The organism is Mesorhizobium sp. AR02 (assembly GCF_024746835.1).
In the GTDB taxonomy this organism is placed as follows: Bacteria; Pseudomonadota; Alphaproteobacteria; order Rhizobiales; family Rhizobiaceae; genus Mesorhizobium.
On the sequence record NZ_CP080531.1, the window covers coordinates 6843944 to 6870614 of the forward strand.

21 protein-coding genes are annotated in these 26671 nt (G+C 61.8%); 6 read left to right on the forward strand and 15 right to left on the reverse strand.

Going from position 1 to position 26671, the window contains the following annotated elements; translation table 11 throughout:
- The first annotated feature begins 1 nt into the window (after nt 1).
- Nucleotides 2-763: an MBL fold metallo-hydrolase gene (locus tag DBIPINDM_RS37455; RefSeq protein ID WP_258583958.1), complete on the forward strand. Its 762-nt coding sequence runs from the start codon at nt 2-4 to the stop codon at nt 761-763.
- Between the two features lie 7 nt (nt 764-770).
- Here the strand turns inward: DBIPINDM_RS37455 and DBIPINDM_RS37460 are convergent, their stop codons facing one another.
- The 4 genes from DBIPINDM_RS37460 to DBIPINDM_RS37475 form a co-directional block, all read right to left on the reverse strand.
- The gene (locus DBIPINDM_RS37460; protein ID WP_258583959.1) at nt 771-1475 is read right to left on the reverse strand and encodes a TetR/AcrR family transcriptional regulator; all 705 of its coding nucleotides are present in this window, start codon (nt 1473-1475) and stop codon (nt 771-773) included.
- Nucleotides 1476-1564: 89 nt separating this feature from the next.
- Nucleotides 1565-2992, reverse strand: coding sequence for an amidase (locus DBIPINDM_RS37465; protein ID WP_258583960.1), 1428 nt, complete (start codon nt 2990-2992; stop codon nt 1565-1567).
- A gap of 94 nt (nt 2993-3086) precedes the next feature.
- Nucleotides 3087-4121 carry an extracellular solute-binding protein gene (locus DBIPINDM_RS37470; protein WP_258583961.1) on the reverse strand — a complete coding sequence of 345 codons (1035 nt, stop codon included), beginning with the start codon at nt 4119-4121 and terminating at the stop codon, nt 3087-3089.
- 290 nt (nt 4122-4411) lie between these two features.
- Nucleotides 4412-5338, reverse strand: a complete 927-nt coding sequence (locus DBIPINDM_RS37475) for a hypothetical protein (protein ID WP_258583962.1) — start codon at nt 5336-5338, stop codon at nt 4412-4414.
- A 330-nt stretch (nt 5339-5668) separates the two neighbouring features.
- Here DBIPINDM_RS37475 and glf point away from each other — a divergent pair, with 330 nt between their 5' ends.
- Nucleotides 5669-6853: a UDP-galactopyranose mutase gene (glf, locus tag DBIPINDM_RS37480; protein WP_258583963.1), complete on the forward strand. Its 1185-nt coding sequence runs from the start codon at nt 5669-5671 to the stop codon at nt 6851-6853.
- A 34-nt stretch (nt 6854-6887) separates the two neighbouring features.
- On the opposite strand, the gene DBIPINDM_RS37485 is transcribed toward glf, so the two are convergent.
- The gene (locus DBIPINDM_RS37485) at nt 6888-7859 is read right to left on the reverse strand and encodes an NAD-dependent epimerase/dehydratase family protein (protein ID WP_258583965.1); all 972 of its coding nucleotides are present in this window, start codon (nt 7857-7859) and stop codon (nt 6888-6890) included.
- A 227-nt stretch (nt 7860-8086) separates the two neighbouring features.
- Entirely contained in the window at nt 8087-8290 is a 204-nt protein-coding gene (locus DBIPINDM_RS37490; protein ID WP_258583966.1) for a hypothetical protein, read from the reverse strand.
- Between the two features lie 328 nt (nt 8291-8618).
- Here DBIPINDM_RS37490 and DBIPINDM_RS37495 point away from each other — a divergent pair, with 328 nt between their 5' ends.
- Together DBIPINDM_RS37495 and DBIPINDM_RS37500 are read left to right on the forward strand one after the other, a co-directional pair.
- Nucleotides 8619-9392 carry an NAD kinase gene (locus DBIPINDM_RS37495; RefSeq protein WP_258583968.1) on the forward strand — a complete coding sequence of 258 codons (774 nt, stop codon included), beginning with the start codon at nt 8619-8621 and terminating at the stop codon, nt 9390-9392.
- Nucleotides 9393-9584: 192 nt separating this feature from the next.
- On the forward strand, nt 9585-11177 hold the full coding sequence (locus tag DBIPINDM_RS37500) for a DEAD/DEAH box helicase (protein ID WP_258583969.1): 1593 nt from the start codon (nt 9585-9587) through the stop codon (nt 11175-11177).
- Nucleotides 11178-11251: 74 nt separating this feature from the next.
- Here the strand turns inward: DBIPINDM_RS37500 and DBIPINDM_RS37505 are convergent, their stop codons facing one another.
- The 7 genes from DBIPINDM_RS37505 to DBIPINDM_RS37535 all read right to left on the reverse strand — a co-directional run bounded on the left by DBIPINDM_RS37505 (nt 11252) and on the right by DBIPINDM_RS37535 (nt 19345).
- On the reverse strand, nt 11252-11860 hold the full coding sequence (locus tag DBIPINDM_RS37505) for a hypothetical protein (RefSeq protein WP_258583970.1): 609 nt from the start codon (nt 11858-11860) through the stop codon (nt 11252-11254).
- 243 nt (nt 11861-12103) lie between these two features.
- Nucleotides 12104-12754: an OmpA family protein gene (locus tag DBIPINDM_RS37510; protein ID WP_258583971.1), complete on the reverse strand. Its 651-nt coding sequence runs from the start codon at nt 12752-12754 to the stop codon at nt 12104-12106.
- A gap of 151 nt (nt 12755-12905) precedes the next feature.
- A complete protein-coding gene (locus tag DBIPINDM_RS37515) occupies nt 12906-13274 on the reverse strand; it encodes a GFA family protein (RefSeq protein ID WP_258589435.1) in 369 nt (122 codons plus the stop codon).
- Nucleotides 13275-13485: 211 nt separating this feature from the next.
- Nucleotides 13486-13863 carry a hypothetical protein gene (locus DBIPINDM_RS37520; RefSeq protein ID WP_258583972.1) on the reverse strand — a complete coding sequence of 126 codons (378 nt, stop codon included), beginning with the start codon at nt 13861-13863 and terminating at the stop codon, nt 13486-13488.
- A gap of 304 nt (nt 13864-14167) precedes the next feature.
- A protein-coding gene (gene prfB / locus DBIPINDM_RS37525; RefSeq protein ID WP_258583973.1) for a peptide chain release factor 2 occupies nt 14168-15299 on the reverse strand; the annotation gives its coding sequence in 2 pieces (ribosomal slippage) (nt 14168-15232 and nt 15234-15299; 1131 coding nt in all).
- 127 nt (nt 15300-15426) lie between these two features.
- Entirely contained in the window at nt 15427-17871 is a 2445-nt protein-coding gene (locus DBIPINDM_RS37530) for a penicillin-binding protein 1A (protein ID WP_258583974.1), read from the reverse strand.
- Between the two features lie 214 nt (nt 17872-18085).
- Nucleotides 18086-19345, reverse strand: a complete 1260-nt coding sequence (locus DBIPINDM_RS37535; RefSeq protein ID WP_258583975.1) for an N-acetylmuramoyl-L-alanine amidase — start codon at nt 19343-19345, stop codon at nt 18086-18088.
- Nucleotides 19346-19995: 650 nt separating this feature from the next.
- Between DBIPINDM_RS37535 and DBIPINDM_RS37540 the strand changes: the two genes are divergently transcribed.
- Nucleotides 19996-22944 carry a ribonuclease E/G gene (locus tag DBIPINDM_RS37540; RefSeq protein WP_258583976.1) on the forward strand — a complete coding sequence of 983 codons (2949 nt, stop codon included), beginning with the start codon at nt 19996-19998 and terminating at the stop codon, nt 22942-22944.
- A gap of 101 nt (nt 22945-23045) precedes the next feature.
- On the opposite strand, the gene DBIPINDM_RS37545 is transcribed toward DBIPINDM_RS37540, so the two are convergent.
- Both DBIPINDM_RS37545 and DBIPINDM_RS37550 read right to left on the reverse strand, forming a co-directional pair.
- Nucleotides 23046-23975 (reverse strand): glutaminase, encoded by a 930-nt coding sequence (locus DBIPINDM_RS37545; protein ID WP_258583977.1) that lies wholly within the window; start codon nt 23973-23975, stop codon nt 23046-23048.
- A gap of 5 nt (nt 23976-23980) precedes the next feature.
- On the reverse strand, nt 23981-25129 hold the full coding sequence (locus DBIPINDM_RS37550; protein WP_258583978.1) for a pyridoxal phosphate-dependent aminotransferase: 1149 nt from the start codon (nt 25127-25129) through the stop codon (nt 23981-23983).
- A 148-nt stretch (nt 25130-25277) separates the two neighbouring features.
- Between DBIPINDM_RS37550 and DBIPINDM_RS37555 the strand changes: the two genes are divergently transcribed.
- Entirely contained in the window at nt 25278-26669 is a 1392-nt protein-coding gene (locus DBIPINDM_RS37555) for a tetratricopeptide repeat protein (RefSeq protein WP_258583979.1), read from the forward strand.
- Nucleotides 26670-26671: the final 2 nt, after the last annotated feature.

Here is a 26671-nt window from a genome sequence, read left to right on the forward strand (position 1 = left end):
AATGGCACCCCTTCCGGTCATCGGCGCACCAGACTGGTACGAGACCATCCGCATGGCCGACGGCGTCACGCTGATCCATGAACCATGGATCAAACCCTTCTTCCGCTGCAACATCTGGCATGTGCGCGGCCGCGACCGTGATCTCCTGTTCGACACCGGTCTCGGCCATTTCAGCCTGCGCGCGCATGTGCCGCTGGTCACGGAACGCAAGCTGACCTGCGTCGCCAGCCACACGCATTTCGACCATATTGGCTGCCACCACGAATTTCCCGACCGCTGCGTGCACCGTGCCGAAGCAAAAATCCTCGCCGATCCGCGCAACGAATGGACGGTGGCCGACCGCTATGCGACCGACGATATGTTCGATCGATTGCCGCAAGGCTGGGAGTCGTCTCGCTACCGGATCCTGCCCGCTCCAGCCGACCGCCTGCTCGAACATGGCGAGGTCGTCGATCTCGGCGACCGCGCCTTCGAGGTGATCCACACACCCGGCCATTCACCTGGCGGCATCGCGCTCTACGAGGAGAAGACCGGCATCCTGCTGTCCGGCGACATCATCTATGACGGCCCGCTGATCGACGATGTCTACCATTCGGACATGTCGGACTATGTCGAGACGCTGCTCGCCATGCGCGACCTCGACGTCTCGATCGTACATGGCGGCCATTTCCCAAGCTTCGGCAAGGTGCGCTACCGCCAGCTGATCGACGAGTATCTGGCGCAGAAACGCCAGGCCGGCTGCCACCTGAGCCAGCGCCCCTGAGAAACAGCTACGGCATCAATTCAAAATGCCGCGGAAATGCCTGATGCAGCAAGAGCAGCATGGTCTTGCGCAGCACATTGGTGTCACGGCTCGAAGGGTTGAGATGATCCCAGTACCAGGCGCCGTGAACAAGATAATTCAGGCTCTCTGACAAGGTGTTGATGTCGACGCCGGTATAGCCGCCGCTGCGCGAAATCTCGATCAGCAGCTCGCGCGCTTCGGCGGTGTAGGCGAGATCGCTTGGCAGGCCGATCTCATTGTAGATCTGCATGCTCTTGCGGTCGCTGGAGAACACAACAAAGACCGAAACCCAGTTCGGATGCTGCCGGGCGAAGCGCTGCGCGCAATTGACGGCGCCCAGCAGCCTTTCGACCGGCGACAGGCCAGGCGCCCGCACCAGGGTGATCCACAACGCGTCATACTGATCGCTGAGATATTGCAGCACGGCCCGGAACAGGTTCTCCTTGCTGCGAAAATGAAAGACGACCAGCGCGTTGGACGAGCCGACATGTTCGGCGATGCGCTGCATGGTGAGGCTCGCCAGGCCCTCCTCGGCGATGAGCTCGATGGTGGCGTCGATGATACGCTGGACGCTCGCTTCGCCCCGCTCGCGCCGCCGGTCCCTGGGCGGCGCGGCATCGTTTGCCGACTCCCTGCCCTTCGGCGCGGCCTTGCGTTTCTCCGGCTTTGCGGTTGGCTTGCGTTGCGCCATTTTCGTCAGGCCTTTCGGACCCGCGGCGGAAACATCCCGCCGCATAGATTGCCTTGCCATATGGCACGCCGGCTCATCCCGGAAATCACTCAGAGCGACGGGCGTGTCTCAGCATTTCCATACCATTGGCCCTGAGCCGTTTCATAGGCCAGCCCGGCCCGGAAGACATCGGCATCGCTGTAGGTGCGGCCGACGATCTGGATGCCTGTCGGTACGCCATTGGCGGCGCGGCCCGACGGTATGGTCAGAGCCGGGCAACGGCTCAGCATGTTGAACGGCGTCGTCATCACCCAGCCCAGCGAGGGGTTGACCTCTCTGCCGTTGATCTCGACCGTGTCCCTGGTCTGATCGAATTCCGCCGGCACCGCGGGCAACGCGTTTGTCGGGCAAATCAGCACATCGTAGGTCTCCAGCAGCGGGCCGAGCGTCTGGTACATCCTGGCCGCCACATCGAGCGTCGCGACAAAGTCGGTGGCCTTCGACTTCTGCCCATCCTCGGCGAACTGCCTGGCATAGCTGGTCATGTCGCTGGCGTGTTCCGCAAGCAGTTGCGACAGCGAGGCACCGAAAAGGTGCTCGAGATAGGCCATTCCGGCCTTGAGTACCCCGTCATCCCAGCCAAGATCGACTTCCTCGACCGTGGCGCCGAGTGAGCGGAACACATCGCAGGCGGCAAGCGTGTTCTTGCGCACGTCGGGGTCGACTTCGAAGGAACCGAGATCCATGGAAAAGGCTATTCTCCAGCCTTTGATTGGTTTGTAGTCGAGTGGCAGGCGCAGTTTGGGACGCAGCGTGGCGATGTCGAGCGGGCTCGGTCCGGCCATGACATTCTGCAGCAGGATCGCATCCCGCACATTCCGCGCCAGCGGCCCGGTGTGGCAATAGAAGTCGAGGTTGAAGGGCGGCTCGTCGGGATTGCGGCCGTAAGGCGGCTTGAAGCCGACCAGACCGCAGGCCGAGGCGGGAATGCGGATCGATCCGGCGATGTCCGAACCGGTGGCGATCGACGATGTGCCGGAAGCCAACGTAGCGGCAGCACCACCTGACGAACCGCCCGGAGTGAAATCCGGATTCCAGGGATTGCGGGTGACGCCCCACCGCTTCGACCAGGTGTAGCCTGCGCAGCTGAACTCGGGCGTCGCCGTGCGGGCATGCACGATGCCGCCGGCCTTCATGATGCGCTCGTTCATCGTCGAGGTGTGGCCGCCTATGGCATCCCTGGACAGCAGCGAGCCATGCGAGGTCGGCTTGCCCTTGATGTAACTTTCGTCCTTGATGCCGATCGGCAGACCTTCCAGCGCGCCGGTCCTGGCGCCCTTGGCGTATTTCGCCTCGGCCTTGGCGGCCAGCCCCATCGCTTCCTCGAAATGCGTGAAGGTGAAGCAGTTGATCGTCGATTTGATGGCTTCGGCGCGGCGAATGGTGGCCTGCATCAATTCGACGGGCGAGAGTTTCTTCGCCTTGAACAGCCGCAGCGCCTCATGGGCCGGCATGTAGCAAAGGTCGAGATCGGACATCATAAATCTCCTGCGATCGTGAGACCGCACTTGGCATGAAGGGTTGCCGGACCGCACGTTGCGGCCCGGTGGTTGTTCGTTGGGGGCGGTGGCGCTATTTCTGAAGGTCGGTCCAGATTTTCGTGTACAGCGCCTGCACATCCGGGGGGCAGGCCGGCATGAACTGGCCCTTGGCGGCAAATTCAGCCGGAATATTCACCTCCGGCGCATTCTTCATATCCTGCGGCATGAAGGCTTCCGAGCCCTTGATTCCGTTCGAATAGCGCGCGAAAGCCGAGATCAACGCGGCATTCTTCGGGTCCATGATGAAATTCTGGAACAGTTTGGCGTTCTCGACATTCTTGGCGTCCTTGAGGACGGCGACATTGTCCATCCAGATCGGAAAACCTTCCTTGGGATAGCCGTAGACGATCTTGTCGTTCTGCAGCCGCTCGCGCAGCGATATACCGTTCCAGTTGACGCCGGCGGCGATGTCGCCTCGGCCCAGGCCGTCGACGGCCGCGTAGTCGAGCGAGAGCCATTTCGCCTTCGCCTCGACCAGCTTGTCATGCACCTTCTTCAGCACCTGCATGTCGTTGGTGCAGTATTGGCCGCCTTCATAGGCGATGGCGAGGAACATGATGTCACCCATTTCGGGCACGACATTGATCTTGCCGACGAGTTCCGGCGGCGGATCGAGGAAAAGCGCCGAGGTGTTCGGGTCACCGGCATACACCGACTTGTTCACCGAAATGCCTGTCGTACCCCACTGCCATGGAACAGTGTATTTGCGGCCCGGATCGAAGGGAACGTCGACCCATCGCGGGTCGACGTTCTTGAAATTCTCCATCTTGTTGGGGTCGGTCTCCAAGAGCAGACCTTCGCTGATCCAGATCGGCACGACGCTGGCCGACGGCACCACGATGTCATAGCCGGAAGCGCCCTGGCGGACCTTGGCCAAAGCGGTGTCGTTGGAGTCGTAGTCGGTGACGGTGACCTTGATCTTGTAGGTCTCTTCGAATTTCTTGATGAGGTCCGGGCTGGTGTAGTTGCCCCAATTGTAGATGTTGAGTTCGCCATCGGCGCGGGCAACGCCTGTCGTCGCGAGCAACGACAGCCCCAAGGCCACCGCGGTCAGTTTCCAGTTCATGCTAGTGCTCCCATTGTTGGGACCGGCTGCGTCACCGCCTCGGGTCCATTTCCTGCTGATAAAGCCTGGTGACGCCTTTCCCGATGACGGGCTGGACGGCGGTCAAGGCATTCCCCACTCGCGGCCATTCACCGGCACATGCCGGCTGGTCAACTCGGTTATGACAGAGGCTAAATTATAACTAACTATATAGTCAATATCTTTTCGCGGCGATGCGTTTCGTGGCTCCATCGGATGCCCCGCAGCCTCTACGCAGGAATGGTGGACGGCACAGCGAGCGACCCTTGACCTCAGTCAGCGCCGCCGGCGGGAAGTGAAATCCGATAGTCAGGCCCGCGATTCCTTGGCTTCCGCCACGGCCTCAGACGATCCTTCAATCTCGTTCGGACAACCGGCTTCTCGTAAACCGGAGCCGGCAGGCCGGCGAGTGCATAATAGTCGTCAAGGATGTTGGTCTGCAGCAGGCGCTGCTCCTGTGTGAAGAAGCTGAAATGCGCGGCGACCAGATCGCCGAAAACCTTGCCCGGCCGATCGAGCTTTGCCGGCAAGGTCGCTGACAGCCATTCTTCTTCATCATTTCCCGGCGGGTAGAAAAGCTCGCCGATCTCCAGGATGTCCGACCCGAAAAACCCTATCGCGTTGATCGAGAAGCGACCCAGCCTGACTTCCCGGTCAGGCACGCGGAAATCACCCAGCCTATTGGTCCGCACAGCCTCGATGAAGACCGGATGAAGCGCCTCGGGAAAGGCGGCATGTGCCCAGGAATACGGACACATCGCCTGACAGGTGAGCGGTCCTTCGATCAGAACCCTGGAAAGATTCTTGATCAAGCTGTTGCAGACCGCGTTGTTGATGATGAGCGGTGCATACCAGAGGGCCGCCCCTTTTTCCGCCATGGCCCGCGCCTTGAACCTGGGAAGGAAGCCCTCCTCCAGAAAAACCACGTCGTCGTCGAGGCGCAGATAGAGAGCGTCGGCGTCGTCACAGAAGCGAAAGAACCTGCCGATGACGTCGATAGTGCCGTCGGCGTTTGGAAGCGTCTTTATCTTGCAGCGCGGATCGCTGGCTGCCAGTCGCTGGAGATAGGCCCGGTCGGCTTCGTTGCGGCAATTGTCCCACAGATGCCATTCGTGCACCTCGGGACTTTTCAGAACATGATGGCTGAGCAGGCGCAGGTACTTCTCACGGCCTGCCGGGGTCACAACAATCAGCTTCATGAGAGTCTCGCCCCGCGTGTTTTGGTCAGCCTGCAACCTATGGCGAGCCTACAATCGATCATGTAGCGTTTCCAGATTCGCGGTGTGTTGCAAAGCACGGCGCAAGACATCGGCCTGACAATGCCAGACAAAAGGCACCCTCCCGTTGGTGGCCCTTCGCATTCATCCGGCTTTGGTGTAGGGGCTCGCTATAACAGCTCGGAACCGAAGGGCTTTCCGCCAAGTGCATAAGTGGAAGAGGCGACTTTGGCATCTGCTGCGCAGGCAATGGTCCAAGCCGATCGACCTGGCTCAGATCATACTCGAACCATAAGGGCGTTGGATCCGCGAATGGACAAGAACCTGCTCAGCAAGACCGACATTCTCATTGTCGGCGCAGGCTTTTATGGCGCGACGCTCGCCGAGCGCATCGCCACGCAACTCGGCCGGCGCGTGCTGGTGATCGACCGGCGCAAACACATTGGCGGTAATGCCTATACCGAACAAGATCCGGCCACCGGCGTCGAGATCCACCGCTACGGGCCGCATCTGTTCCACACGTCCAACGAGGAGGTCTGGAATTATCTATGCGCCTTCACCGGTTTCACGGCCTATCGCCATCGTGCGTTCTCGACCTATCGCGACAAGGTCTATCCGCTGCCGATCAACCTCGCCACGATCTGCCAGTTCTTCGGCAAGCGGTTGAGCCCCAATGAAGCGCGCGGCATGATCGCCGAGCAGGCCGCCGAGCTTGGCGACCGCCCGCCGGCCAATCTCGAGGAGAAGGCGATCTCCCTCGTCGGCCGTCCGCTCTACGAGGCCTTCATCAAGGGCTATACTGCCAAGCAATGGCAGACGGACCCGCGCGAACTGCCGGCGCAGATCATCGCGCGCCTGCCGGTCCGCTACACATTCGAGGACGGCTATTTCAACGACCGTTTCCAGGGCCAACCTGTGGATGGCTATACCGCGATCTTCGAAAAGATGCTCGCGCATGAGCTCATCGAAACACGGCTTGGCATCGACTTCTTCGATATCAAACCCTTGCTGCCGAAAGACCTGCCGGTCGTCTACACCGGTCCGATCGACCGCTATTTCGACTATTGCGAGGGCGAACTCGGCTGGCGGACCATCGATATCGATCTCGAGGTCATGGACACCCCGGATCATCAGGGCACGGCGATCATGAACTATGCCGACGAAGCCGTGCCCTACACCCGGGTAGTCGAATTCCGGCATTTCAATCCGGAACGCCAGCACAAGAGCGACAAGACACTTATCGGCCGCGAATATTCGCGTTTTGCCGGCCGCACCGACGAGCCCTACTACCCGATCGACACACGCCGCGATCAGGCGGTGTACCGTCGTTATCTCGAACGGGCGGCCGCCGAGAAAAACCTGCATCTGGGCGGACGGTTGGGCACCTACCGGTATCTCGACATGCATCAAGCGATCGGCGCGGCCCTGAAGGCCTTCGAAACCGTGCTCGAGCCCTATTTCACCGGCAAGCTCGATTCTGTTTCACGGTCGTTATGACGGGTCGGGTCTGAAACCTTAAAACGTCCGGCGCTCAGGCTGTTGCCGCCGATCTGCCGTCAGTCACAATCTGTCGGCGGAACCATTCGAAGGTGCGCCGTATCCCTTCCTGGTAACTGGTCTTTGCCTCCCATCCGGGAAGAACCTGTCTTGCCAGGGTCAAGTCCGGGCACCGGTTCGTCGGATCCTGCGGGACAGGTGCATGGTGTTCGATGCGGCTGCCCGGCACAAGCGAACTGACGAATTTCGCGGTCTCGAGAACCGAGACCTCGCGATTGTTGCCGATGTTCAAGGGGCCGCGGTGCGAGATGCTGTCACGCCAGAAGAAACGCGCCAGACCATCGACGATATCGTCGACATAACCCCAGCTGCGCGATTGCGAGCCGTCGCCATAGACGGTCAGGATTCCCGTGGTCAGGGCCTGGCTGACAAAATTCGAAACAGCGCGGCCGTCATCGATGCGCGTTCGCGGCCCATAGGTGTTGAACAACCTGACGACGCGGACATCGAGCCCGCTGACGCGTTGCTCTTCGAACAGCAGCGCCTCGGTGCAGCGCTTGCTTTCATCATAGGAAGCCCTTGGCCCGGTGCAGTCCACGGATCCCCGGTAGCTCTCCGGTTGCGGCGACACCAGGGGATCGCCATAAACTTCCGAGGTGGAGGCGAAGCAGAAGCGACCGCCGGGCCTGAGCAGTGATAGAAGATTGAGCGCGCCGCCTACGTTGGCCCTGATCGTGCGCGCCGGCTCGCGCATGTACCATATGGGCGAAGCCGGTGACGCCAGATGTATGATCTCATCGAAATGCCGGCTGGCCGTGAAGCTTTCGGCATCGGCAATCTGCAGGTTGAACCGCGGATCCGCGACATGGGCAATGTTGTCGCGCAATCCGGTCCACAGATTGTCGACGACGACAAGCGTTTCCAGATCATCGCGCCGCAGCAGGCGATCGACAAGATGGGAGCCAATGAAGCCGCAGCCACCAGAAACCAACACACTGCGCGGCATGCGCACTCCCTTCCAGAAACTCGGCCGGTCAACGCGCCGCAGGGCTTGTTTCCCCGGGATGATGGGAACGGTGTCCTATCCAGATCCGAAAGTCTTTCTACCAGTGCTTTCACCGATGCCGCAATTGCAACGATCAAACTTGTCTTGCGCCAGCCGATAACCGGTCGCCCGAGGGTCAAACCGTGGCCGGGATATATGGCGCGGGCGGGTGAGTGGATTTTGGCAACCTACAGTGCCCTTTGCGGGCAAGGCATTCCGGTCGCATCGCCACAGCGTGACGCCGTAGGCAGCGGTCTGTTACTCATTTCTTCCGACTGGCGCACAATCTCGGCGAAGACCAGCGCGAAGCTACCCAGCATGACAAAGACGATGATCAGGCGTGCTACCGGCAATATGTCGGCCTCGTCTGGCTGGTGCGTGCCCAGGAACATCAGGATATTCCCGGGATGATACGCACAAATCAAAAGTGCCACAGCGTCCTTTTAGGATCCCGAAGGATACTTGCGGTGCTGCGGGCGCCCCCACGCCATCCATGCCGGCTAACATGATCCATCCGCCTTTACGAGACTTTAAGCCCCGCCTTAACCATCACATTCGCGCGTGCCCTGTCATGAAGCGCGACCTGCCGGTCGGGACGATGCCGTCGTGGCATGGCTTTGCCCAGTGGCGCAACGGCTCTCTTTGCAGACCTGCCCGCACCATGCTACCCCGGCGCTGGCGCGGCCAGACCCGTCGCCAATCGGTCGCGATCGGGGAGCCATGAGCACAGCCGCCAACAGCATCGCCTTCGTCTCGTCCGACACAACAGACGCCAAGGCGGCGCTGGAAAGCCTGTCGGCGCGTTATGGCCAACGTTCGATCGCGGAGGCCGCCGTTGTGGTGGCCCTGGGCGGCGACGGCTTCCTGCTGCAGACCTTGCGCGATACGATGGGAACGGGAAAGAAGGTCTACGGCATGAACCGTGGCACCATCGGGTTCCTGATGAATGAGTACCGTTCCGGGGGACTCACCGAGCGAATCGCGGCCGCGGTCGCCGAAACCATCCGCCCGCTGGAAATGCTGGCCGTCACCTCGGAAGGCGAAACCGTTTCGGCGCTGGCGATCAACGAAGTTGCGCTGTGGCGCCAATCCTATCAGACAGCCAAGATCCGCATCAGCGTCGATGAACAGATCCGGCTCGAGGAACTGAGCTGCGACGGCGTCATGATCGCCACGCCAGCCGGATCCACGGCCTACAATCTCTCCGCACACGGCCCGATCCTGCCACTCGACGCGCCGCTTCTGGCGCTCACTCCAGTCAGCCCGTTCCGCCCGCGCCGCTGGCGTGGCGCGTTGCTTTCCAACAAGGCGACCGTGCGCTTCGACATTCTGGAGCCGGAAAAGCGGCCTGTGAATGCCGCCGCCGACCATACGGAAGTCAAGGCGGTGACCTCGGTAACGGTGCGGGAGTCGCCGGCAGCGACGGCGACCTTGCTGTTCGACCCCAATCACTCCTGGAACGAGCGCATCCTGGCTGAACAGTTCCGGTACTGAGCCGGCACACAGACAAGCGGCCGGATTAAGCATCGCGATTAAGGTTACAACTTCACAATCGCGCCAATCCCGCCCGTTTCTGTTGACAAATCGCGGACTTGCGCCTAATCGCAATGCCAATCTTGCAAGCGCGCGGCGCTTGCCGCGACAAAAGCCGTTGCGCTTCCCCGAACCAGCCAAAGACAACAACACTTGTCCTCAGACACCACGATCGCTCAAGAAGCGTTGACCTTTTCAGACCTCGGCCTGTCGCCGAAGGTGCTTTCCGCAGTCACCGATGCCGGCTACACGCAGCCGACGCCGATCCAGGCCGGTGCCATCCCGCACGCCCTGCTCGGCAAGGATATTTTGGGCATCGCCCAGACCGGCACCGGCAAAACGGCTTCCTTTGTGCTGCCAATGCTGACCCGCCTCGAAAAGGGCCGGGCTCGCGCTCGTATGCCGCGCACGCTGATCCTGGAGCCGACGCGCGAACTCGCCGCACAGGTCGAAGAGAATTTCATCAGATATGGCAAGAACCACAAGCTCAACATCGCGCTTTTGATCGGCGGCGTGTCGTTCGATGAGCAGGACAAGAAGCTGGAGCGCGGCGCCGACGTGCTGATCGCGACGCCTGGCCGTCTGCTCGACCACCGCGAGCGCGGGAAGCTGCTGCTCAACGGCGTCGAGATCCTCGTCATCGACGAGGCCGACCGGATGCTCGACATGGGCTTCATTCCCGATATCGAGCGCATCTGCGAAATGATCCCGTTCACCCGGCAGACGCTGTTCTTCTCGGCAACCATGCCGCCGGAAATCACCAAGCTGACGGAAAAGTTTCTGCACGCGCCGGTGCGTGTCGAAGTTTCGAAGGCCGCGTCGGCCGCCACCAACATCATCCAGCGGCTGGTCAAATCCGGCTCGAAGCCCTGGGACAAGCGCGAGACGTTGCGCAACCTCATCAAGGCCGAAGACGCGGAGCTGAAGAACGCCATCATCTTCTGCAACCGCAAGGTCGAAGTGTCCGAGCTGTTCCGCTCGCTGCTGAAGTATGATTTCGATGCCGGCGCCCTGCATGGCGACATGGATCAGCGCGCCCGCATGCAGATGCTGGCCAATTTCCGTGACGGCAAGCTTCGCTATCTCGTGGCTTCGGACGTCGCCGCGCGCGGCCTCGACATCCCCGATGTCAGCCACGTCTTCAACTATGACGTGCCGATCCATGCCGAGGACTATGTCCACCGCATCGGCCGCACCGGCCGCGCCGGGCGCTCCGGCAAGTCCTTCACCATCGCGACGAAGTCCGACACCAAGTATATCGACGCCATCGAACGGCTGATCGGCACCAAGATCGAATGGCATGATGGCGACCTGTCGACGGTCGTGGTCAGCGAAGGCGGCGAAGACGATGCTCCGCGCCGTGGCAAAGGCGCGCCGCGTCGCGCCGGCCGCAAGGACGACGATCGCAAGGACAGGGGCGAGCGCAAAAAGGGCGGCGAACGTCGCGCCAGACACAGCGAGGAAGATGCCTCGACCGTGGTCGCACAGCAAGAACAGCCCGATGTGGCTGAGACGCCCGTCGCCGACATTGGCGAACGGCGTGCGCGCAAGGAGGCGATCCGTTCGGACAACACCGAACGCAAATCCTCCGATCGCAACGAACAGCGCGCACCGGGACGGGGCGATACCAGGCCGCAGCGCGAAAGCAGCCGCCCTGCCCGTCACCGCCACCAGGAAGACAACGACACCACCGTTGGCTTTGGCGATGACATGCCGGCCTTCATGCGCATCGTCGCCAAGGTCTGATCTCCGGCCAACTTTCGAAGGCAAGCCAGCGATCCGGCTTGCCTTCGCAGTAAGCTTCTGGCCTGCCTCGCCCGTTACATTGGCCCAGGCATCATCTTGGTCGGCTTCTCCAGCATCGGAAACTCGGCCTTGGTGCATTTCACGTTCGGGTTCGTCGGACTGAACATGCCGTTCGGATTGTCCCTGAACAGCCAAGCGTGAAGATCATAGTGGACGAACTCCCTCGGGATGAGCGGATAGTGTCCTTCCATCGGCCCCATGAAGGTTTGGCCAAACAGTTTTGGCGGTTCTTTGATGTCCGGCGTCAGCGGCACCAGCCATTCCACGCCGACCAACTTCAGGCCTTTCTTGGTCGGCTCGTAGATCAGGGCGTTGGGCTTCATCGGGTCGAGCTTCTGGCCGACGCTCATGGCGTTGACGAAATGGATGCCCATGGCGCCTTTCGGATAAAACATCGCGCCCGGTATCTTTTCGCCAGCATAGTAGACGCAGCCAACCGTCGACAGATAGAGGTCGCGGACAGCTGCGGTATAGTCTTCGTACTTCGCCAACGATTTCTTCAAGGCTTCGATATCGGCCTTGTTGGCGTCCTCGGCCCGAGCCGTAGCGACCCCCAACCACGCGCCTACAACACCGGTCAAAACGAGGACGCCGCAGCGCCCAAGGCTGGCTGTTCTTGTCATGCATTCCTCCCAGATATTTCATCTGGCCGTGCAGACCGAGGCGGGAAAATGCTTATCGCGCGGCCAGTTGTACCGCCTCATCCCCTCTGGAACAAAGTCAAAGCTATTCCTTTCCATGGTTGCGGGAAAGCGGTTATTTAGAACTAGCTAATTCTCATACGTTGCAATCTGAAGAGCGCCTATGGCCGCTCAAGCAGAAACGGCCCCGCATGGGGGCCGTTTCGCATTCGATTGCCGATCAGATCAGGTGAGCGGCGACAGCTGGATTTCGACGCGACGGTTCTGCTCGCGGCCGGCGGCCGTCGCATTGGATGCGATCGGCCGCGTCTTGCCGAAGCCGGTGACCGCGAAGCGGCGCTGATCGACGCCCTGACCGGACAGATAGTTGGCGACCGCCAGCGCGCGGCGCTGCGACAGATCGAAATTGTGCTGGTCGCCGCCGGTCGAATCGGTATGACCGAACACGTCGACCGTGGTCTGCTTGAACTTCTTCAGCACCAGCGCAACCGAGTTCAGCACCGAATAGAAGCCGGGCTTCACCGCATCCTGATCGACATTGAAGGTGATGTCCGACGGCATGTTGAGGATGATCTGGTCGCCACTGCGGGTGACGCTGACACCAGTGCCCTCGAGCTGCCGGCGCAGTTCAGCTTCGTTCTGATCCATGGTGGCGCCGATGGCGCCGCCGGCCAGCGCACCGATGCCGGCGCCAATCAGCGCGTTGCGGCGATCATTGCCGCCGGCAAGCAGACCAAGGCTGGCACCTGCAAGGGCACCAAGACCGGCACCAGCGGCCGTGTTGGAAATCTTCTGGTCGCCCGTATATGGGTCGGTGGTGGTGCAAGCGCTCACGAGCAAAGCCGTCGCCACGACGACGAGCACGGTCTTCTTCATAGATGGTCCCTCTCCAAGTCGCGCCTTTTTCGACGGTGCCAAATCAGCCCTTCCCGCGACTTGTACCATGAATTGCGGCGAAAAGCGGAACGGGAAAAGCGCCCACGACGGCTTTTCCCGGGGTCAGTTACGTGACGCCCGCATTGGCCGGCTACCAGAGATTCTTGCCGTCAATGACCACCACTTCCACCTTGTCGAGATCGAAATTATCGAACAACCGCGAATTGACGCTGATCTTCGGATTGTCGAAATCCGGCTCGCCGGTCGACCAATCCGGTGTTTCGGTGAAAGTGCCGCAGCCGCAAGTGGTGCAAAAACCATGCTTCACGGTTTTCGAGCCCCATTGATAGAAGGCGACGTTTTTCAGCGGCGTGATGAGCCTGAACTGAGATGGGGTGTAATAGGCCCAGAGCGAGCCGCGTTTCGAGCAGAACGAACAGGTGCATTGCGTCACCGTCTGCGGTGCCTCTGAAACCTCGAATGTCGTCGCCTTGCAGTGGCAGCTTCCCTTGATGGTCATCGACATCACCTCTCCATTGTCCGCCGCCCATGCAGCAGGGCACCATAAAGAAGCGATCCTGACAACTGTCTGTCAGCAGGCTTTGCCCGTGAACAGCCGACAGCAAACCCTAAAGCGCGTCGCGCCGAGACGGATTCATGCGACGCGCTTTAGGTCTTTGTCTTTGTGCATGTCGTTTTCCCAAAACCAAGGCCACTTTGGGCGACATGCATTAGTAAGACGATGGTGGCACGAACAGGCAGATGGTCTTGCCGGCATCGAGCCCCGCCTCATGGGCGCACCAATGGAATTCGCCGTCGGGCGAATCCTTGATGCGCCTGTCGCTGTAGGCCAGCACCTCCCCGGTGTCCTTGATGACATAGCCTTCCGGGCGCTCGCTGATCGAGGTTTGCGATACCTCGTGGCAGTCGTAGTTCGCGCAGCAGGCAAACGGATAACTCCAGCCTTGCGGTTTGGCCGCGGTCGGCTTGGCGTCATGCGCCAGGGCCGGCGCCGACAGCAGCGCGATCACGCACGCCGCGCAAAGGGGAATGACAAGCTGGCCAACCGATGGAACGGCGATGGCCGATCTGGAACTGGCAGCAGACATGGGAACGTTCCTTTCAAACCAGGTTCAAGCGTTTCGCTTGCCCGTTCCCGGAACGTGTCTTCCCAGCGGCCAATCGTCAGCAAATATGCCGCGACCGGCCATAAATGCTTTTGTCTCCTCCTGCCTTAAATGGTGAGCCGAAATGTGAGTCGGCGCAAGAAATTGCTGCGTGGCCGGCCCGCACCCTGTTGCTCGGCCGCCCAAGGCAGCAACAGGTGACCTCACAACGACGGCAGTCGTCGTCGGTGATGGCCCGCTTCGTCCTATGCGAGCGGTCACAATCCAGGTTTGGCGGCGGACGGTGCTAGTCCAGATCCGCCACGGCCTCACCCGCGCCGCCCTCGATGCGCTGCGACAGCGAGGCTTCCATGAAATCGTCAAGGTCGCCATCGAGCACGCTCGACGGGCTGGTGCTTTCAACGCCGGTGCGAAGGTCTTTCACCAGCTGGTAGGGCTGCAGCACATAGGAACGAATCTGGTGGCCCCAGCCGATGTCGCTCTTCGAGGCTTCGGTGGCGTTGGCGATGGCCTCCCGCTTCTTCAGCTCTTCCTCGTAGAGACGTGAGCGCAGCATCTCCCATGCCTTGGCCTTGTTCTTGTGCTGTGAACGCTCAGCCTGGCAGGCAACCGCGATGCCGGTAGCAATATGGGTGATGCGCACGGCCGAATCGGTGGTGTTGACGTGCTGGCCGCCCGAACCCGACGAGCGATAAGTGTCGATGCGCACGTCCGATTCGGAAACGTCGATCTCGATCGTGTCGTCGATGACCGGATAGACCCAGACGCTGGCGAAGGAGGTGTGCCGGCGCGCATTGCTGTCATAGGGCGAGATGCGCACCAGGCGGTGGACACCGGATTCCGTCTTCATCCAGCCATAGGCATTGTGGCCCTTGATCATCAGCGTGGCGGACTTGATACCGGCCTCTTCGCCGTCATGCACTTCCAGCACCTCGACCTTGAAGCGGCGGCGCTCGGCCCAGCGCGTGTACATGCGCAAAAGCATCGAGGCCCAGTCCTGGCTTTCGGTGCCGCCGGCGCCGGCGTGGATTTCGAGATAGGTGTCGTTGGCGTCGGCTTCACCTGACAGCAGCGTTTCGACCTGGCGGGCCTTCGCCTCGCCCTGCATCGAGCGGATCGCTGCTTCGGCCTCGGCGATGACGCCTTCGTCGCCTTCTTCCTCGCCAAGCTCGATCAGGCCGATATTGTCTTCCAGCGCCTGGGTGATGCCCTTGACCGCCGCGATGCCTTCCTCGAGGCCCTGGCGTTCGCGCATCAGCTTCTGCGCTTCCAGCGGTTCGTTCCAGAGGCTGGCGTCCTCGGCCCGGACATTCAGGTATTCAAGCCGCTTTATGGCCTGATCCCAGTCAAAGATGCCTCCTCAGCAGGGTTATCGCCTGCCTGATCTCGTCGACAATATTCTGCGTTTCCGCGCGCATGGCCTGGTATTTTGTCCTGTTGCTGAAGTGACACTTCGGTCGGCGCGATACATAGGGACGGCGCCGCCATGTGTAAAGCGAAATGGGCCGGCCCACAGGCCAGCCCAGCGATCCGCATCTGGACCCGTCAGTAGAGGCCGCCGCCGCCGTCCTGGATGGCCTGGTTGGCCTGCGGCGACAGTGGGCCGCCCGACGCGTTGGAGCCGTCGGCGCCCATGCCGATCACCCAATAGCTGTCGGCGGGACCGGTGCCCGGCTTGAAGGCCTCGATGATGGTGCCGGGATCGCCCGACGCGGCACGCATGCCGGTCTTGCGGTTGATGGCAATCAGGTTCATGCCGTCGGGAACCTTGAAGTCGACATTGGGCGTGCCGTCCAGCGCCACGCGCATGAAATCCTTGAAGATCGGGGCGGCGAGACCGCCGCCGGTGGCGCCATGGCCAAGGCCACGCGGCGTGTCGTAGCCCATGTAGAGGCCGACGACGAGGTTGGGCGTAAAACCGATGAACCAGGCGTCCTTCTCGTCGTTGGTGGTGCCGGTCTTGCCGGCGATGTGGCGGCCAAGCTCGCCAATGGTGGCGCCGGTACCGCGTTGCACCACGCCTTCCATCATGGAAGTGATCTGGTAGGCGGTCATCGGATCGAGCACCTGCTCGGAATTGTCGACCAGTTCCGGCTCCAGCTGGTTCTTCCACTCAGGTGCGTTGCAGCCCTCGCAGCCACGCTCATCCTGCTTGAACACGGTCTTGCCGTAGCGGTCCTGGATGCGGTCGATCAGCGACGGTTTGATCGACTTGCCGCCATTGGCCATAATCGAATAGGCCGAAACCATGCGCATGACGGTCGTCTCGCCGGAGCCCAGCGCCATCGGCAGATACGGCGCCAGATGATCGTAGACGCCGAAGCGCTCGGCATATTCGACGACCAGCTTCATGCCCATGTCGTTGGCAAGCCGCACCGTCATCAGGTTGCGTGACTTCTCGATGCCGGAGCGCAGGGTTGCCGGCCCGGCGACCGTGCCGTCATAGTTCTTCGGCGTCCAGGTCGTGTTGCCGCTCTGGATGGTGATCGGTCCGTCCATGATCACCGAGGCCGGCGTATAGCCGTTGTCGAGCGCGGCCGAATAGACGATCGGCTTGAACGAGGAGCCCGGCTGGCGCATCGCCTGGGTGGCACGGTTGAATTCCGACTGCGAATAGGAGAAGCCGCCGACCATGGCCAGCACGCGGCCGGTGTGCGGATCCATCGCGATCAGACCGCCTTCCACCTCGGGAACCTGACGCAAGCTGTAAGTGTTGTCGGAACCTTCGTTCTTCTGCACGAAGATGACGTCGCCCGGCTTCAGCACGTCGGCCGGCGACTTGGCCTTGACCGTCTTGCCGTCGACCAGATGGCGCATGGCAAAGCCCATGTCGTCCTTGCTGACGGTGCCTTCGACACGCTCCTTGACGATGTCTCCCGACGCCTGGCGTGCGGGCTGCAGGCCGATCGAGAGGCCGGATGCCGAGGAGTCGAGCACGACGGCGAGCGACCATTCAGGAACGTCCTCCAGTCCCTTGACGTTGCCCAGCGGTACGCCCCAGTCACCGGACACGTCGATTGATTTCACCGGCCCGCGATAGCCGCGCAGGGTGTCGTATTTCATCAAGCCGTTCTGCATCGCCTTGCGGGCAATGAGCTGAACCTTCGGGTCAAGGGTCGTGCGAATGGAAAGGCCGCCCTCATAGAGCGCGTTCTCGCCATAGCGGGCGATGATCTGCCGGCGAACCTCTTCGGTGAAATATTCGCCCGCGAACAAATAGGAGCCGGTGCGACGCGGGGCGACGCCAAGCGGTTCGGCCTTCGCCTTCGCACCCTCTTCGGGGGTCACGTAACCGTTCTCGACCATCTGGCCGATGACCCAGTTTCGCCGCTCAATCGCGCGATCGGCATGCTTGAACGGATTGTAGTTGGCCGGACCTTTCGGGAGCGATGCCAGATAAGCGGCCTCGGCCACGGTCAGTTCGTTCACCGATTTATCGAAATAGGTCAGTGCGGCGCCGGCGACACCATAGGCGTTGAAGCCAAAGAAAATCTCATTGAGATAGAGCTCAAGGATACGATCCTTGGAATAGGCCTGTTCGATGCGGAACGAAAGGATGGCCTCCTTGACCTTGCGTTCCAGGGAGCGCTCGTTGGTGAGAAGGAAGTTCTTGGCAACCTGTTGGGTGATCGTCGACCCCCCCTGCATCGGTCCACCCGAAACGTAGGTGAGCGCCGCCCGGCCCAAGCCCGTTATGTCAACACCCGGATGGCTGTAGAAATTCTTGTCCTCGGCAGACAGAAAGGCCGCCTTGACGCGATCCGGAATGGCCTGGATCGGCAAATACAGGCGCCGTTCGCGCGCATACTCCGCCATCAGAGAGCCATCCGAGGCATGGATGCGGGTGGTCACCGGCGGCTCGTACTTGGCCAGCACTTCGTAGTCAGGCAGATCCTTTGCTACATGGCCGACATAAATCGCAACGCCCGACGCGACCAGAAGGGCCAGCGTCGTGCCGATGCCGAAGAAATAGCCAATGAGACGAATCATACCCGCTCCAGTCCTTGGTTCGGGAATTTCCTAAACGAAGCCGCCTTCCACGCAAGCTTTCGAACTGGTCCCAATCCGTAATCGAAAACCCATGTCGCCACCATGTGGACAAAATACGGCAAGGCCTGATTTCGTGACCGCGCGCCGGAAATAAAAGGCACCGGGTGTTGTCATCCAGCAACGCTGCCTCAGGTTGCAGGCGCCGCCAGCCATGTCAACCTCCGGTCACCGTTCCGGCCCGGGCGGAGGCAAACAGCGCAACGGCGTTGGTGATGCTTTGTGCGGCCTTGTTGCGCCATTCGGCGTCGAGCAGCTGCGCCTCGTCCTTGGCATTCGAGAGATAGCCGAGTTCGACCAGAACGGATGGCACGTCTGGTGCCTTCAGCACCTTGAAACCTGCGGAACGCTGCGGATTGTTGATGAGGCCGACGCTGGTCGACAGCTGGCCGACCAATGTGTGGGCGAAACTCATCGAAAATGTGTGCGTTTCGCGGCGGATCAGGTCGATCAGGATGTCGGTCACTTCCTTGTTACCGTCCTTGATGACCATGCCGGCGAACTGGTCGGAGAGATTCTCGCGGTCGGCAAGCGCCTGCGCCTCGGGATCCGACGCCTTGTCGGAGACGGTGTAGACGGTGGCGCCGCGGATGCCCTTGACGCTGATTGTGTCAGCATGGATCGAAATCAGCAGGTCGGCCTCATGCTGGCGGGCAATGCGCACGCGGTCGTCCAGACGCAGATATTCATCGGTGTCGCGCGTCATGAAGACATCGTATTTGCCGATGGCGGCGAGCTTGTCCCGCAGTTCCGTGGCGAAGGCCAGCGTGACGTTCTTCTCGATGGTGCCGTTCAGACCCTCTGCACCGCCATCGACGCCGCCATGGCCGGGATCGATGACGACGGTGAAGCGGTGGCCCGGATTGGAGACCGGCCCGGTGCCGACCCGCCCGCCCTTGTCGGTCGAAACCGTCGAGCCGGTGGTCAGCGCCTGGTTGGCAAGGGCGGCGTCGAACTCCCGTTCGGAGGCGGCCGACATGTCGATGGCGATGCGGTAGCCGGTTCCGTCCTCATTCTTGAGCACGTCCAGCTTGTCGACGGCGAACGGGCCCTTGCCGGTGAGGATCAGCCGCGAAACGCCCTCGCCAAGCTCGCCCAGGCGCACGCCCTTGACAAGGCCGCGCGGCTTCAAATCCTTGGCGTCGATGGCCAGCCTGGTATTCGCCAGGTCGATGACCAGACGATTGGGTCCGCGCAGCAGAAACCATTTGATATCCGGTTCGCGATCGAAATCCACGACGATGCGCATCTTGGTGGCATCGCCCGCCATCTTGTAGCCTTTCGCCACCAGTGGCGCGTCGGCGGCATGGGCAACAGAGAAGGCCTGGGAAATCGCCAGCAGCAGCAGAAGGCATAAAGCGCCAAGAATCCGGCCGCCGACACGACATCCCTTGTCTGTGAAGTCTGCCAGTCCCATCTCTCTTCCAGTCGCTCCCGGTTTGGCGCCAGGCGCCCGTTCGTTTCGTCGAAGTGCCGGTTAGGCCGCGAACTCGATTAACGATTGGTATCCAGAGAAGGTTAACCAAGCCTTTTCATGCAGGGTTCGAACCCAGGCTTACGCTACGGAACTGCTTTTTGCCGGCATCGGAAATCGGGGTTGCCTTCCACCCCGCCAAATCATAAAAGCGATAGTGGATCACTGCAATCCTGGAACCGCCCTCCTCCGCAGCTTCCTGCTACAGGGTCAGATGAAAGGCGGCTCCTTTCGCTTCACGCGAAAAGGGTTCAGGTGATTGCGACGAATTTCGCAGGCGTGCTCCCGTGGCGGGGGAATCGCCTGCGTGAGGAAAACGGCCGGGTTTGTTCCCGTGCCGGCTCTGTATGAGCAAACAAGCTGGTCCGGTTTCCGGGCTTTGGTTCAAAAGGTTCTGCTGGTGACGATGGCTTCAAGCGCAATCATGGAAAGGTCCGCATCAAACCGCGCCAGTATGGCTGCGGGCGGCACCGCCATGACGCGCAGGCACCGTCCGGCGGACATTCAGACATCCGGCACCCACACTCCAGACACGCAGCAGCGGACTTTGCCTTGCAAGCTGCGGCTGACGGCTGCCGGGAGGAAACGAAATAATGCCCAACAAAATGCTGATAGACGCCTCCCACCCGGAGGAAACACGAGTTGTCGTCGTACGCGGTAACCGTATCGAAGAATTCGACTTTGAATCCCAGGACAAGAAGCAGCTCAAAGGAAATATCTACCTCGCCCGCGTAACGCGCGTCGAACCCTCCCTTCAGGCAGCCTTTGTCGAATATGGCGGCAACCGTCACGGTTTTCTCGCCTTCAGTGAAATACACCCCGACTACTACCAGATCCCGGTCGCCGATCGTCAGGCCTTGCTGCGCGCCGAAGCGCAGGAGGCCGAAGACGAAGAGGACGAGGATGGCGACGGCGAGGACCGCCAGAGCCGCGAGCGCGGACGGCGCGGGCGCCGGCGCGGCGGCAAGAGCCGCGACCGCGGTGAGCACAAGCGCGATGCGGGCGAGGCAGGCGACGGCGAGGCAGGCGAAGGCAGCGACAATGGCGACATCGTTGTCGAGGAGATCTCCCACACCTCCGAGATCATCGAACACGCAGCCGATACATCAGAACATTCAGATAGCTCGGAGCATGATGCTGACGCGTCCGGCCATGATGAAGGTTCCGCCGAGCAGGACGAAACCGAAACCCGCGAGGGTGGCCCGACGTCGATCGCCGCCGCGGTCGAAGGCGATGTGATTTCCGAACCCGTCTCGCAGACGGAACAGGGCACCGAAGCAACGTCCGGCGACAATGATCGCGGCATGCTCGAGGAAGTACAGTCCTCGCATCCCGATGACCACGAGATCGAATCGGTCGGCGCCGAGGATGCGCTGGAAGAAGTGCGCAACCGCCGCAAGCCGGTGCGCCGCCAGTACAAGATCCAGGAAGTGATCAAGCGCCGGCAGATCCTTCTGGTGCAGGTCGTCAAGGAAGAGCGCGGCAACAAGGGCGCCGCACTCACCACCTATCTGTCGCTTGCCGGCCGCTATTCGGTGCTGATGCCGAACACGGCGCGCGGCGGCGGCATTTCCCGCAAGATCACCAGCGCGGTCGACCGCAAGCGCCTGAAGGAGGTCGTCGCCGACCTCGAAGTGCCGCAGGGCATGGGCGTCATCCTGCGTACGGCCGGCGAGAGCCGCACCAAGGCCGAGATCAAGCGCGACTATGAATATCTGATGCGGCTTTGGGAGAACGTGCGCAATCTCACGCTCCAGTCCACCGCCCCTGCCCTGGTCTACGAGGAAGGCAGCCTGATCAAGCGTTCGGTACGCGACCTCTACAACAAGGATATCGACGAGATTCTCGTCTCCGGCGAGGAAGGCTACCGCGAGGCCAAGGACTTCATGCGCATGCTGATGCCGAGCCACGCCAAGGTGGTTCAGCCGTTCCGCGATACGACGCCGATCTTCGTGCGCAACGGCATCGAGGCGCAGCTCGACCGCATGCTGCAGCCGCAGGTGACGCTGAAGAGCGGCGGCTACATCATCATCAACCAGACCGAGGCGCTGGTCGCCATCGACGTCAATTCGGGGCGCTCCACCAAGGAGCACTCGATCGAGGACACCGCGCTCCACACCAATCTGGAAGCGGCCGAGGAAGTCGCGCGTCAGCTCAGGCTGCGCGATCTGGCCGGGCTGATCGTCATCGACTTCATCGACATGGAGGAGAACCGCAACAACCGCTCCGTCGAGAAGCGGCTGAAGGATCACCTCAAGAACGACCGCGCCCGTATCCAGGTCGGCCGCATCTCGCATTTCGGCCTGATGGAGATGTCACGCCAGCGCATCCGCGCCAGCGTGCTGGAATCGACCATGAAGCCCTGCCCGCATTGCGGCGGCACCGGCCATGTGCGCTCCGATTCGTCGGTCGCGCTGATGGTGGTGCGGGCGATCGAGGAATTCCTGCTCAAGGATTCGCGCAGCCACATCACGGTGCGGACGCCGGCGGCGACCGCGCTCTATGTGCTCAACCACAAGCGCGGCACACTGGTTGAACTCGAAAGCCGCTTCGGCCTGACCATCACCATCGAGGCCGACGATACGGTTGGCGCGCAGCACTATGCGATCTTCCGCGGCGCTCTGGCCGAAAAGCCCGAGGGCTTTGTCGAGGCGCGCAGCCTGCCGGCCTATGTCGAGCCGGAAGAGCCCGAGGACGAGATTGTCGTCGTCGAGGAAGATGATGAGGTCGTGGTCCAGGCCGAGCAGCCGCGCCAGCAGCCGCAGCAAAACCAGCAGCCGCGGCCTGCCGGTGGCGAGGACGGCGAAGGCCGCGACCGCAAGCGCCGCAAGCGTCGCAGACGTCGCGGCGGCAGGGACCGCGATCGCGAGCATGGCGCCCCGACGGACGGCTCATCCATCTCCGCTCCGGCCGGCGATTTCGCCGGCCCGGCAAACGCGGCAGACGATGACGACACCGAAACCGACGACGCCGCTCCGGTCGCTGCCGGAGCCTCTGACGAGGCGGCGCAGGCTTCGGATGACAGCCAGGGCAAGAAGCGCCGGCGCGGCAAGCGCGGCGGCAAGCGCAATCGCCGTGAAGACGGCGAAGGCGAGACCGAGGCAAGTGCCGGCGAAACGAGCGAGCCGTCCGAAGCTGATGCTTCCGAAAGCGAGCCTGCGTCGATCGAGCCCGTGGTTGTTGCTGTGGCCGAAGAGCCGGTGGCTATCGTAAGCGAAGAGGCGCCGAGCACCGAGAAGCCCAAGAAGCCGCGTCGCGCAGCCAAGCCGAAGAGGGCAGCCGCCGAGGCCGTCGCCGAAACGACTGTTGTCGAAGCAGCCGCGGAAACGCCGGTCGAGGCTCCGGTGGCTGTTGCCGAGGAAACAGTGGTCGCGGCCGTCGCGGAAGAGCCTGCAAAGGCCCGACCGTCACGACGCAAGCCGGCGGCCATCGATGCACCGGTCGTACCCGTGGTTTCCTCGACCGTCGCCGATGAGCCGGAAGCCAAGGCCGAAGAAAAGCCGAAGCGTGCCGGCTGGTGGCAGCGGAAGGGCTTTTTCTAAGCTTTTCAATTGGTTGAAGTGATTTCTTGATAAGAAAATCCCGCGCGGGTCGAAAGACGGCGCGGGATTTTTCATATCTGGCGTTGCAACAGGTCGCGAAGTTATGGCGCGAAGATCGACCAGTTCATCATCCTGGCCAGCTTTTCCAGCGCGATCGAACCCAGCTTGGAATTGCCGTTGGCGTTGAGACCGGGCGACCAGACGGCAAGTGAGGCGACGCCCGGCACAATGCCCAATATGCCGCCGCCGACGCCGCTTTTTCCCGGAATGCCGACACGGAAGGCGAAATCGCCGGAGCCGTCATAGTGGCCGCAGGTCAGCATCATGGCGCCGATGCGCCGCGCCCGCTCCGCCGACACCACCGAATGGCCGGTCGCTGGGTTCTTGCCGCCATTGGCGAGGAAGCGGCCCGCCATCGCCAGTTGCCGGCAACTCATGGCGATGGCGCAATGGTGGAAATAGACGCCGAGCGCCAGTTCCGGCGCATGATGAAGATTGCCGAAGGATTTCATGTAGTTGGCGAGCGCGAAATTGCGATAGCCGGTGGCGCGTTCGGACGCCGCGACCTCGCGGTCGATGATGATGGTCTCGTCGTCGGCCAGGAACTGGATGAAACGCAGGATCTCGCCGATCGCCTCGCGCGGCTGGTGGCCGGCAAGCAGAATGTCGGAAATGACGATGGCGCCGGCATTGATGAACGGATTGCGCGGAATACCGTTCTCATGCTCGAGCTGGACGATCGAGTTGAACGGATTGCCCGACGGCTCGCGCCCTACCCGTTTCCACAGCGCGTCGCCGACATTGCCGAGTGCCAGCGTCAAGGTGAACACCTTCGAGATGCTCTGGATGGAGAAGGGCTGGTCGGCATCGCCCGCCACCAGCACGCGACCGTCATTGGTGACGGCGGCTATGCCGAATTTCCTTGGATCGACCTTGCCCAATTGGGGAATGTAGGTCGCGACATCGCCGCGATCGGGGCGCTCGGTCATTTCGGCGGCGACTTCGGCCAGCGCCAGTTCGAGTTCCGGCATGGGTGCTACCTCAACCAGCGTTCGATGCGCGCCATCGCCTCGACCATATCGTCGTGGCTGCCGGCATAGGAAAACCGCATCATGCGATGCCCCGCCTGGGTGTCGAAGTCGCGGCCGGGCGTCGCCGCCACATGCGCCTCGGCCAGCATCTTGCGCGCGAAGGCCATGCTGTCATTGGTGTGCCGGGTGACATCACAAAAGGCATAGAAGGCGCCATCCATGGGTGCGGCCAGCGGAAAGCCCAGTTCCGGCAGACGCTTCATCAGAAGCTCGCGATTCCGGGCATAGCGCCCCTTGACCGCTTCCAGCTCTTCGGTCGCGGCAAAGGCTTCGATCGCGGCGATCTGCGACAGTTCCGGCGGCGAGATGTAGAGGCTCTGGGCAATGCGCTCGACGGGCCGCACCAGCTCTTCCGGCAACACCATCCAGCCGATGCGCCAGCCGGTCATGCAATAGTATTTCGAGAAGGAGTTGATTACCGTCACGCTGTTGCCGAAGGCGAGTGCTGTGGTGTCCGGAGCGCCATAGGCCAACCGGTGGTAGATCTCGTCGGAGATGACGGCAATGCCCAGTGTCTCCGCTGTATTGACCAGCGCCGACAGTTCGTCGGCCGGTATGACCGCGCCGGTCGGGTTGGCCGGGCTTGCAAACAGGACGCCCTTCAGCGGCTTCTCGCGATGCGCCGTCTCCAGATGACCAGCATGCAGATAGGCAGCGTCGCCGAGCTCTATCTCGACCACATCGATGCCGAGCGCCGCCATGATGTTGCGATAGGCAGGGTAGCCGGGTGCTGCGATGGCGACGCGGTCACCCGGATCGAACATCGCCAGAAAAGCGAGATTGAAGGCCGCCGACGATCCCGTGGTCACCGCGATCCGGCCGGGTTCGATTTCGAGCCGATAGTGATCCGCGTAATGCTCCGCGATTGCCTTGCGCAGACCGGCCAGACCCAGCGTGTCGGTGTAGCCGATGCGGCCGTGCTCCATGGCCTTGGCCGCCGCGGCGCGAACCCGAGCGGGCGCCGGATCGGAGGGCTGGCCGACCGCCATGGAAATCACCGGCACGCCCTGGGCCTTGAGCCTGTTTGCTTCGGCCAGCACATCCATGGCGTGGAAGGGCTCGACATTGCCACGACGTGAGAGCGAAACGACCATTTTATTCCTATCCCGACGGTTGGGCACGCCATGCCCTCGAAACCATGCGCCGCACAAATGCCCGATTGATGTGAGGATCACAAGTTGAGGAAGTTTTTCCGGTGCCGACTTTTCATCTTTCGCCCGCTCGTCTACCAGTGGACACGTCATGTTGAGCCGACCCAGACCGACGATTGCCCGGATTGCGCGTGTTTTCGCGACGCTTTCGCTTGGCATCGCCGTTGCGGTGGCAAGTTCGGTCACCGTCTTTGCCCAAGGCGTGCCGGTGGTACGCGATGCCGAGATCGAGGCTCTGGTGCGCGACTACGCACGGCCGATCTTCAAGGCGGCGGGGCTCGCGAATGACGGCATCGACATCGTGCTGGTCAACGATTCCAGCTTCAACGCTTTCGTCACCGGGCGCCGGCTGTTCATCAACACCGGTGCACTGATGACGGCGGAAACGCCCAACGAGATCATCGGCGTCATAGCGCACGAGGCCGGCCATATCGCCGGCGGCCACCAGCAGAAACTGCGAGACCAGCTCGAGCGCGCCAAGACGATGGCCATCATCGCGACCTTGCTTGGCGCCGGCGCGATCGTTGCCGGTGCGACCACCAACAGCCGCGGCCTTGCCGGCGCCGGCATGGGCGTGGCCGCCGGCGGCGGCGAGATGGCGCAGCGCAGCATCCTCGCCTACCAGCGTACCGAAGAGATCACGGCCGACCGCTCGGCCATCACCTATCTCAACGCCACCGGCCAGTCCGGCATGGGCATGCTGAAGACGTTCCGCCGCTTCCAGACCGCGCTGTCGCTGTCGGGTGCGCAAATCGATCCCTATCGGATCAGCCACCCAATGCCGCAGGAGCGCATCGCCAATCTCGAAGTGCTGGTGCAGCAGAGCCCCAATGTCGACAAGCCCGACCCGCCGGCGCTGCAGCAGCGCCATGACATGATGCGGGTGAAGATCGCCGTCTACATGGAAGGCCAGGCCACAGCATCGCGGCTGATGCAGAAGATGCGAGGCAGCCTCGCCGCGCAGTATGGCGACGCCCAATCGACCTACCTTTACGGTGACATCGCCGGTGCACTCGCCAAGACCAATGCCCTGATCAAGGCACAGCCCAACAACCCCTATTTCCAGGAGTTGCGCGGCGACATCTTGATGAAGGCGAACAAGCCCAAGGATGCGGCCGAAGCCTACGCCAAGGCGGTCAGCCTCGATCCGGCGCGGTCCGGCTTGCTGCCTGTCTCGCTTGGCCAGGCGCTGATGGCGGTCGGCACGCCCGACTCGCTGAAGAAGGCCGTCGTGCAGATCAACAATGGCCTGGGGCGCGACAAGGAAAATGCCGAGGGGTATCGTTACCTGGCGCAGGCTTATGGCGAGTTGGGAGACATACCGGGCGCCGAGCTTGCCACGGCCGAAGGTCACTTCTATTCCGGCAATTACAAGGATGCGAAGATCTTCGCCATGCGGGCGCAGCAGCAGATGAAGCGCGGTGAGCCGCGCTGGATACGCGCCCAGGACATCATAAACTACAAATCGTCAAGCAAGATCTAGTG

Bases quoted from the DNA above. Each gene is read 5' to 3' on its own strand.
- DBIPINDM_RS37455 (WP_258583958.1), top strand. From the start codon at position 2: ATGGCACCCCTTCCGGTCATCGGCGCACCAGACTGGTACGAGACCATC.
- DBIPINDM_RS37460 (WP_258583959.1), bottom strand. From the start codon at position 1,475: ATGGCGCAACGCAAGCCAACCGCAAAGCCGGAGAAACGCAAGGCCGCG.
- DBIPINDM_RS37465 (WP_258583960.1), bottom strand. From the start codon at position 2,992: ATGTCCGATCTCGACCTTTGCTACATGCCGGCCCATGAGGCGCTGCGG.
- DBIPINDM_RS37470 (WP_258583961.1), bottom strand. From the start codon at position 4,121: ATGAACTGGAAACTGACCGCGGTGGCCTTGGGGCTGTCGTTGCTCGCG.
- DBIPINDM_RS37475 (WP_258583962.1), bottom strand. From the start codon at position 5,338: ATGAAGCTGATTGTTGTGACCCCGGCAGGCCGTGAGAAGTACCTGCGC.
- glf (WP_258583963.1), top strand. From the start codon at position 5,669: ATGGACAAGAACCTGCTCAGCAAGACCGACATTCTCATTGTCGGCGCA.
- DBIPINDM_RS37485 (WP_258583965.1), bottom strand. From the start codon at position 7,859: ATGCCGCGCAGTGTGTTGGTTTCTGGTGGCTGCGGCTTCATTGGCTCC.
- DBIPINDM_RS37490 (WP_258583966.1), bottom strand. From the start codon at position 8,290: ATGTTCCTGGGCACGCACCAGCCAGACGAGGCCGACATATTGCCGGTA.
- DBIPINDM_RS37495 (WP_258583968.1), top strand. From the start codon at position 8,619: ATGAGCACAGCCGCCAACAGCATCGCCTTCGTCTCGTCCGACACAACA.
- DBIPINDM_RS37505 (WP_258583970.1), bottom strand. From the start codon at position 11,860: ATGACAAGAACAGCCAGCCTTGGGCGCTGCGGCGTCCTCGTTTTGACC.
- DBIPINDM_RS37510 (WP_258583971.1), bottom strand. From the start codon at position 12,754: ATGAAGAAGACCGTGCTCGTCGTCGTGGCGACGGCTTTGCTCGTGAGC.
- DBIPINDM_RS37515 (WP_258589435.1), bottom strand. From the start codon at position 13,274: ATGACCATCAAGGGAAGCTGCCACTGCAAGGCGACGACATTCGAGGTT.
- DBIPINDM_RS37520 (WP_258583972.1), bottom strand. From the start codon at position 13,863: ATGTCTGCTGCCAGTTCCAGATCGGCCATCGCCGTTCCATCGGTTGGC.
- DBIPINDM_RS37530 (WP_258583974.1), bottom strand. From the start codon at position 17,871: ATGATTCGTCTCATTGGCTATTTCTTCGGCATCGGCACGACGCTGGCC.
- DBIPINDM_RS37535 (WP_258583975.1), bottom strand. From the start codon at position 19,345: ATGGGACTGGCAGACTTCACAGACAAGGGATGTCGTGTCGGCGGCCGG.
- DBIPINDM_RS37540 (WP_258583976.1), top strand. From the start codon at position 19,996: ATGCCCAACAAAATGCTGATAGACGCCTCCCACCCGGAGGAAACACGA.
- DBIPINDM_RS37545 (WP_258583977.1), bottom strand. From the start codon at position 23,975: ATGCCGGAACTCGAACTGGCGCTGGCCGAAGTCGCCGCCGAAATGACC.
- DBIPINDM_RS37550 (WP_258583978.1), bottom strand. From the start codon at position 25,129: ATGGTCGTTTCGCTCTCACGTCGTGGCAATGTCGAGCCCTTCCACGCC.
- DBIPINDM_RS37555 (WP_258583979.1), top strand. From the start codon at position 25,278: ATGTTGAGCCGACCCAGACCGACGATTGCCCGGATTGCGCGTGTTTTC.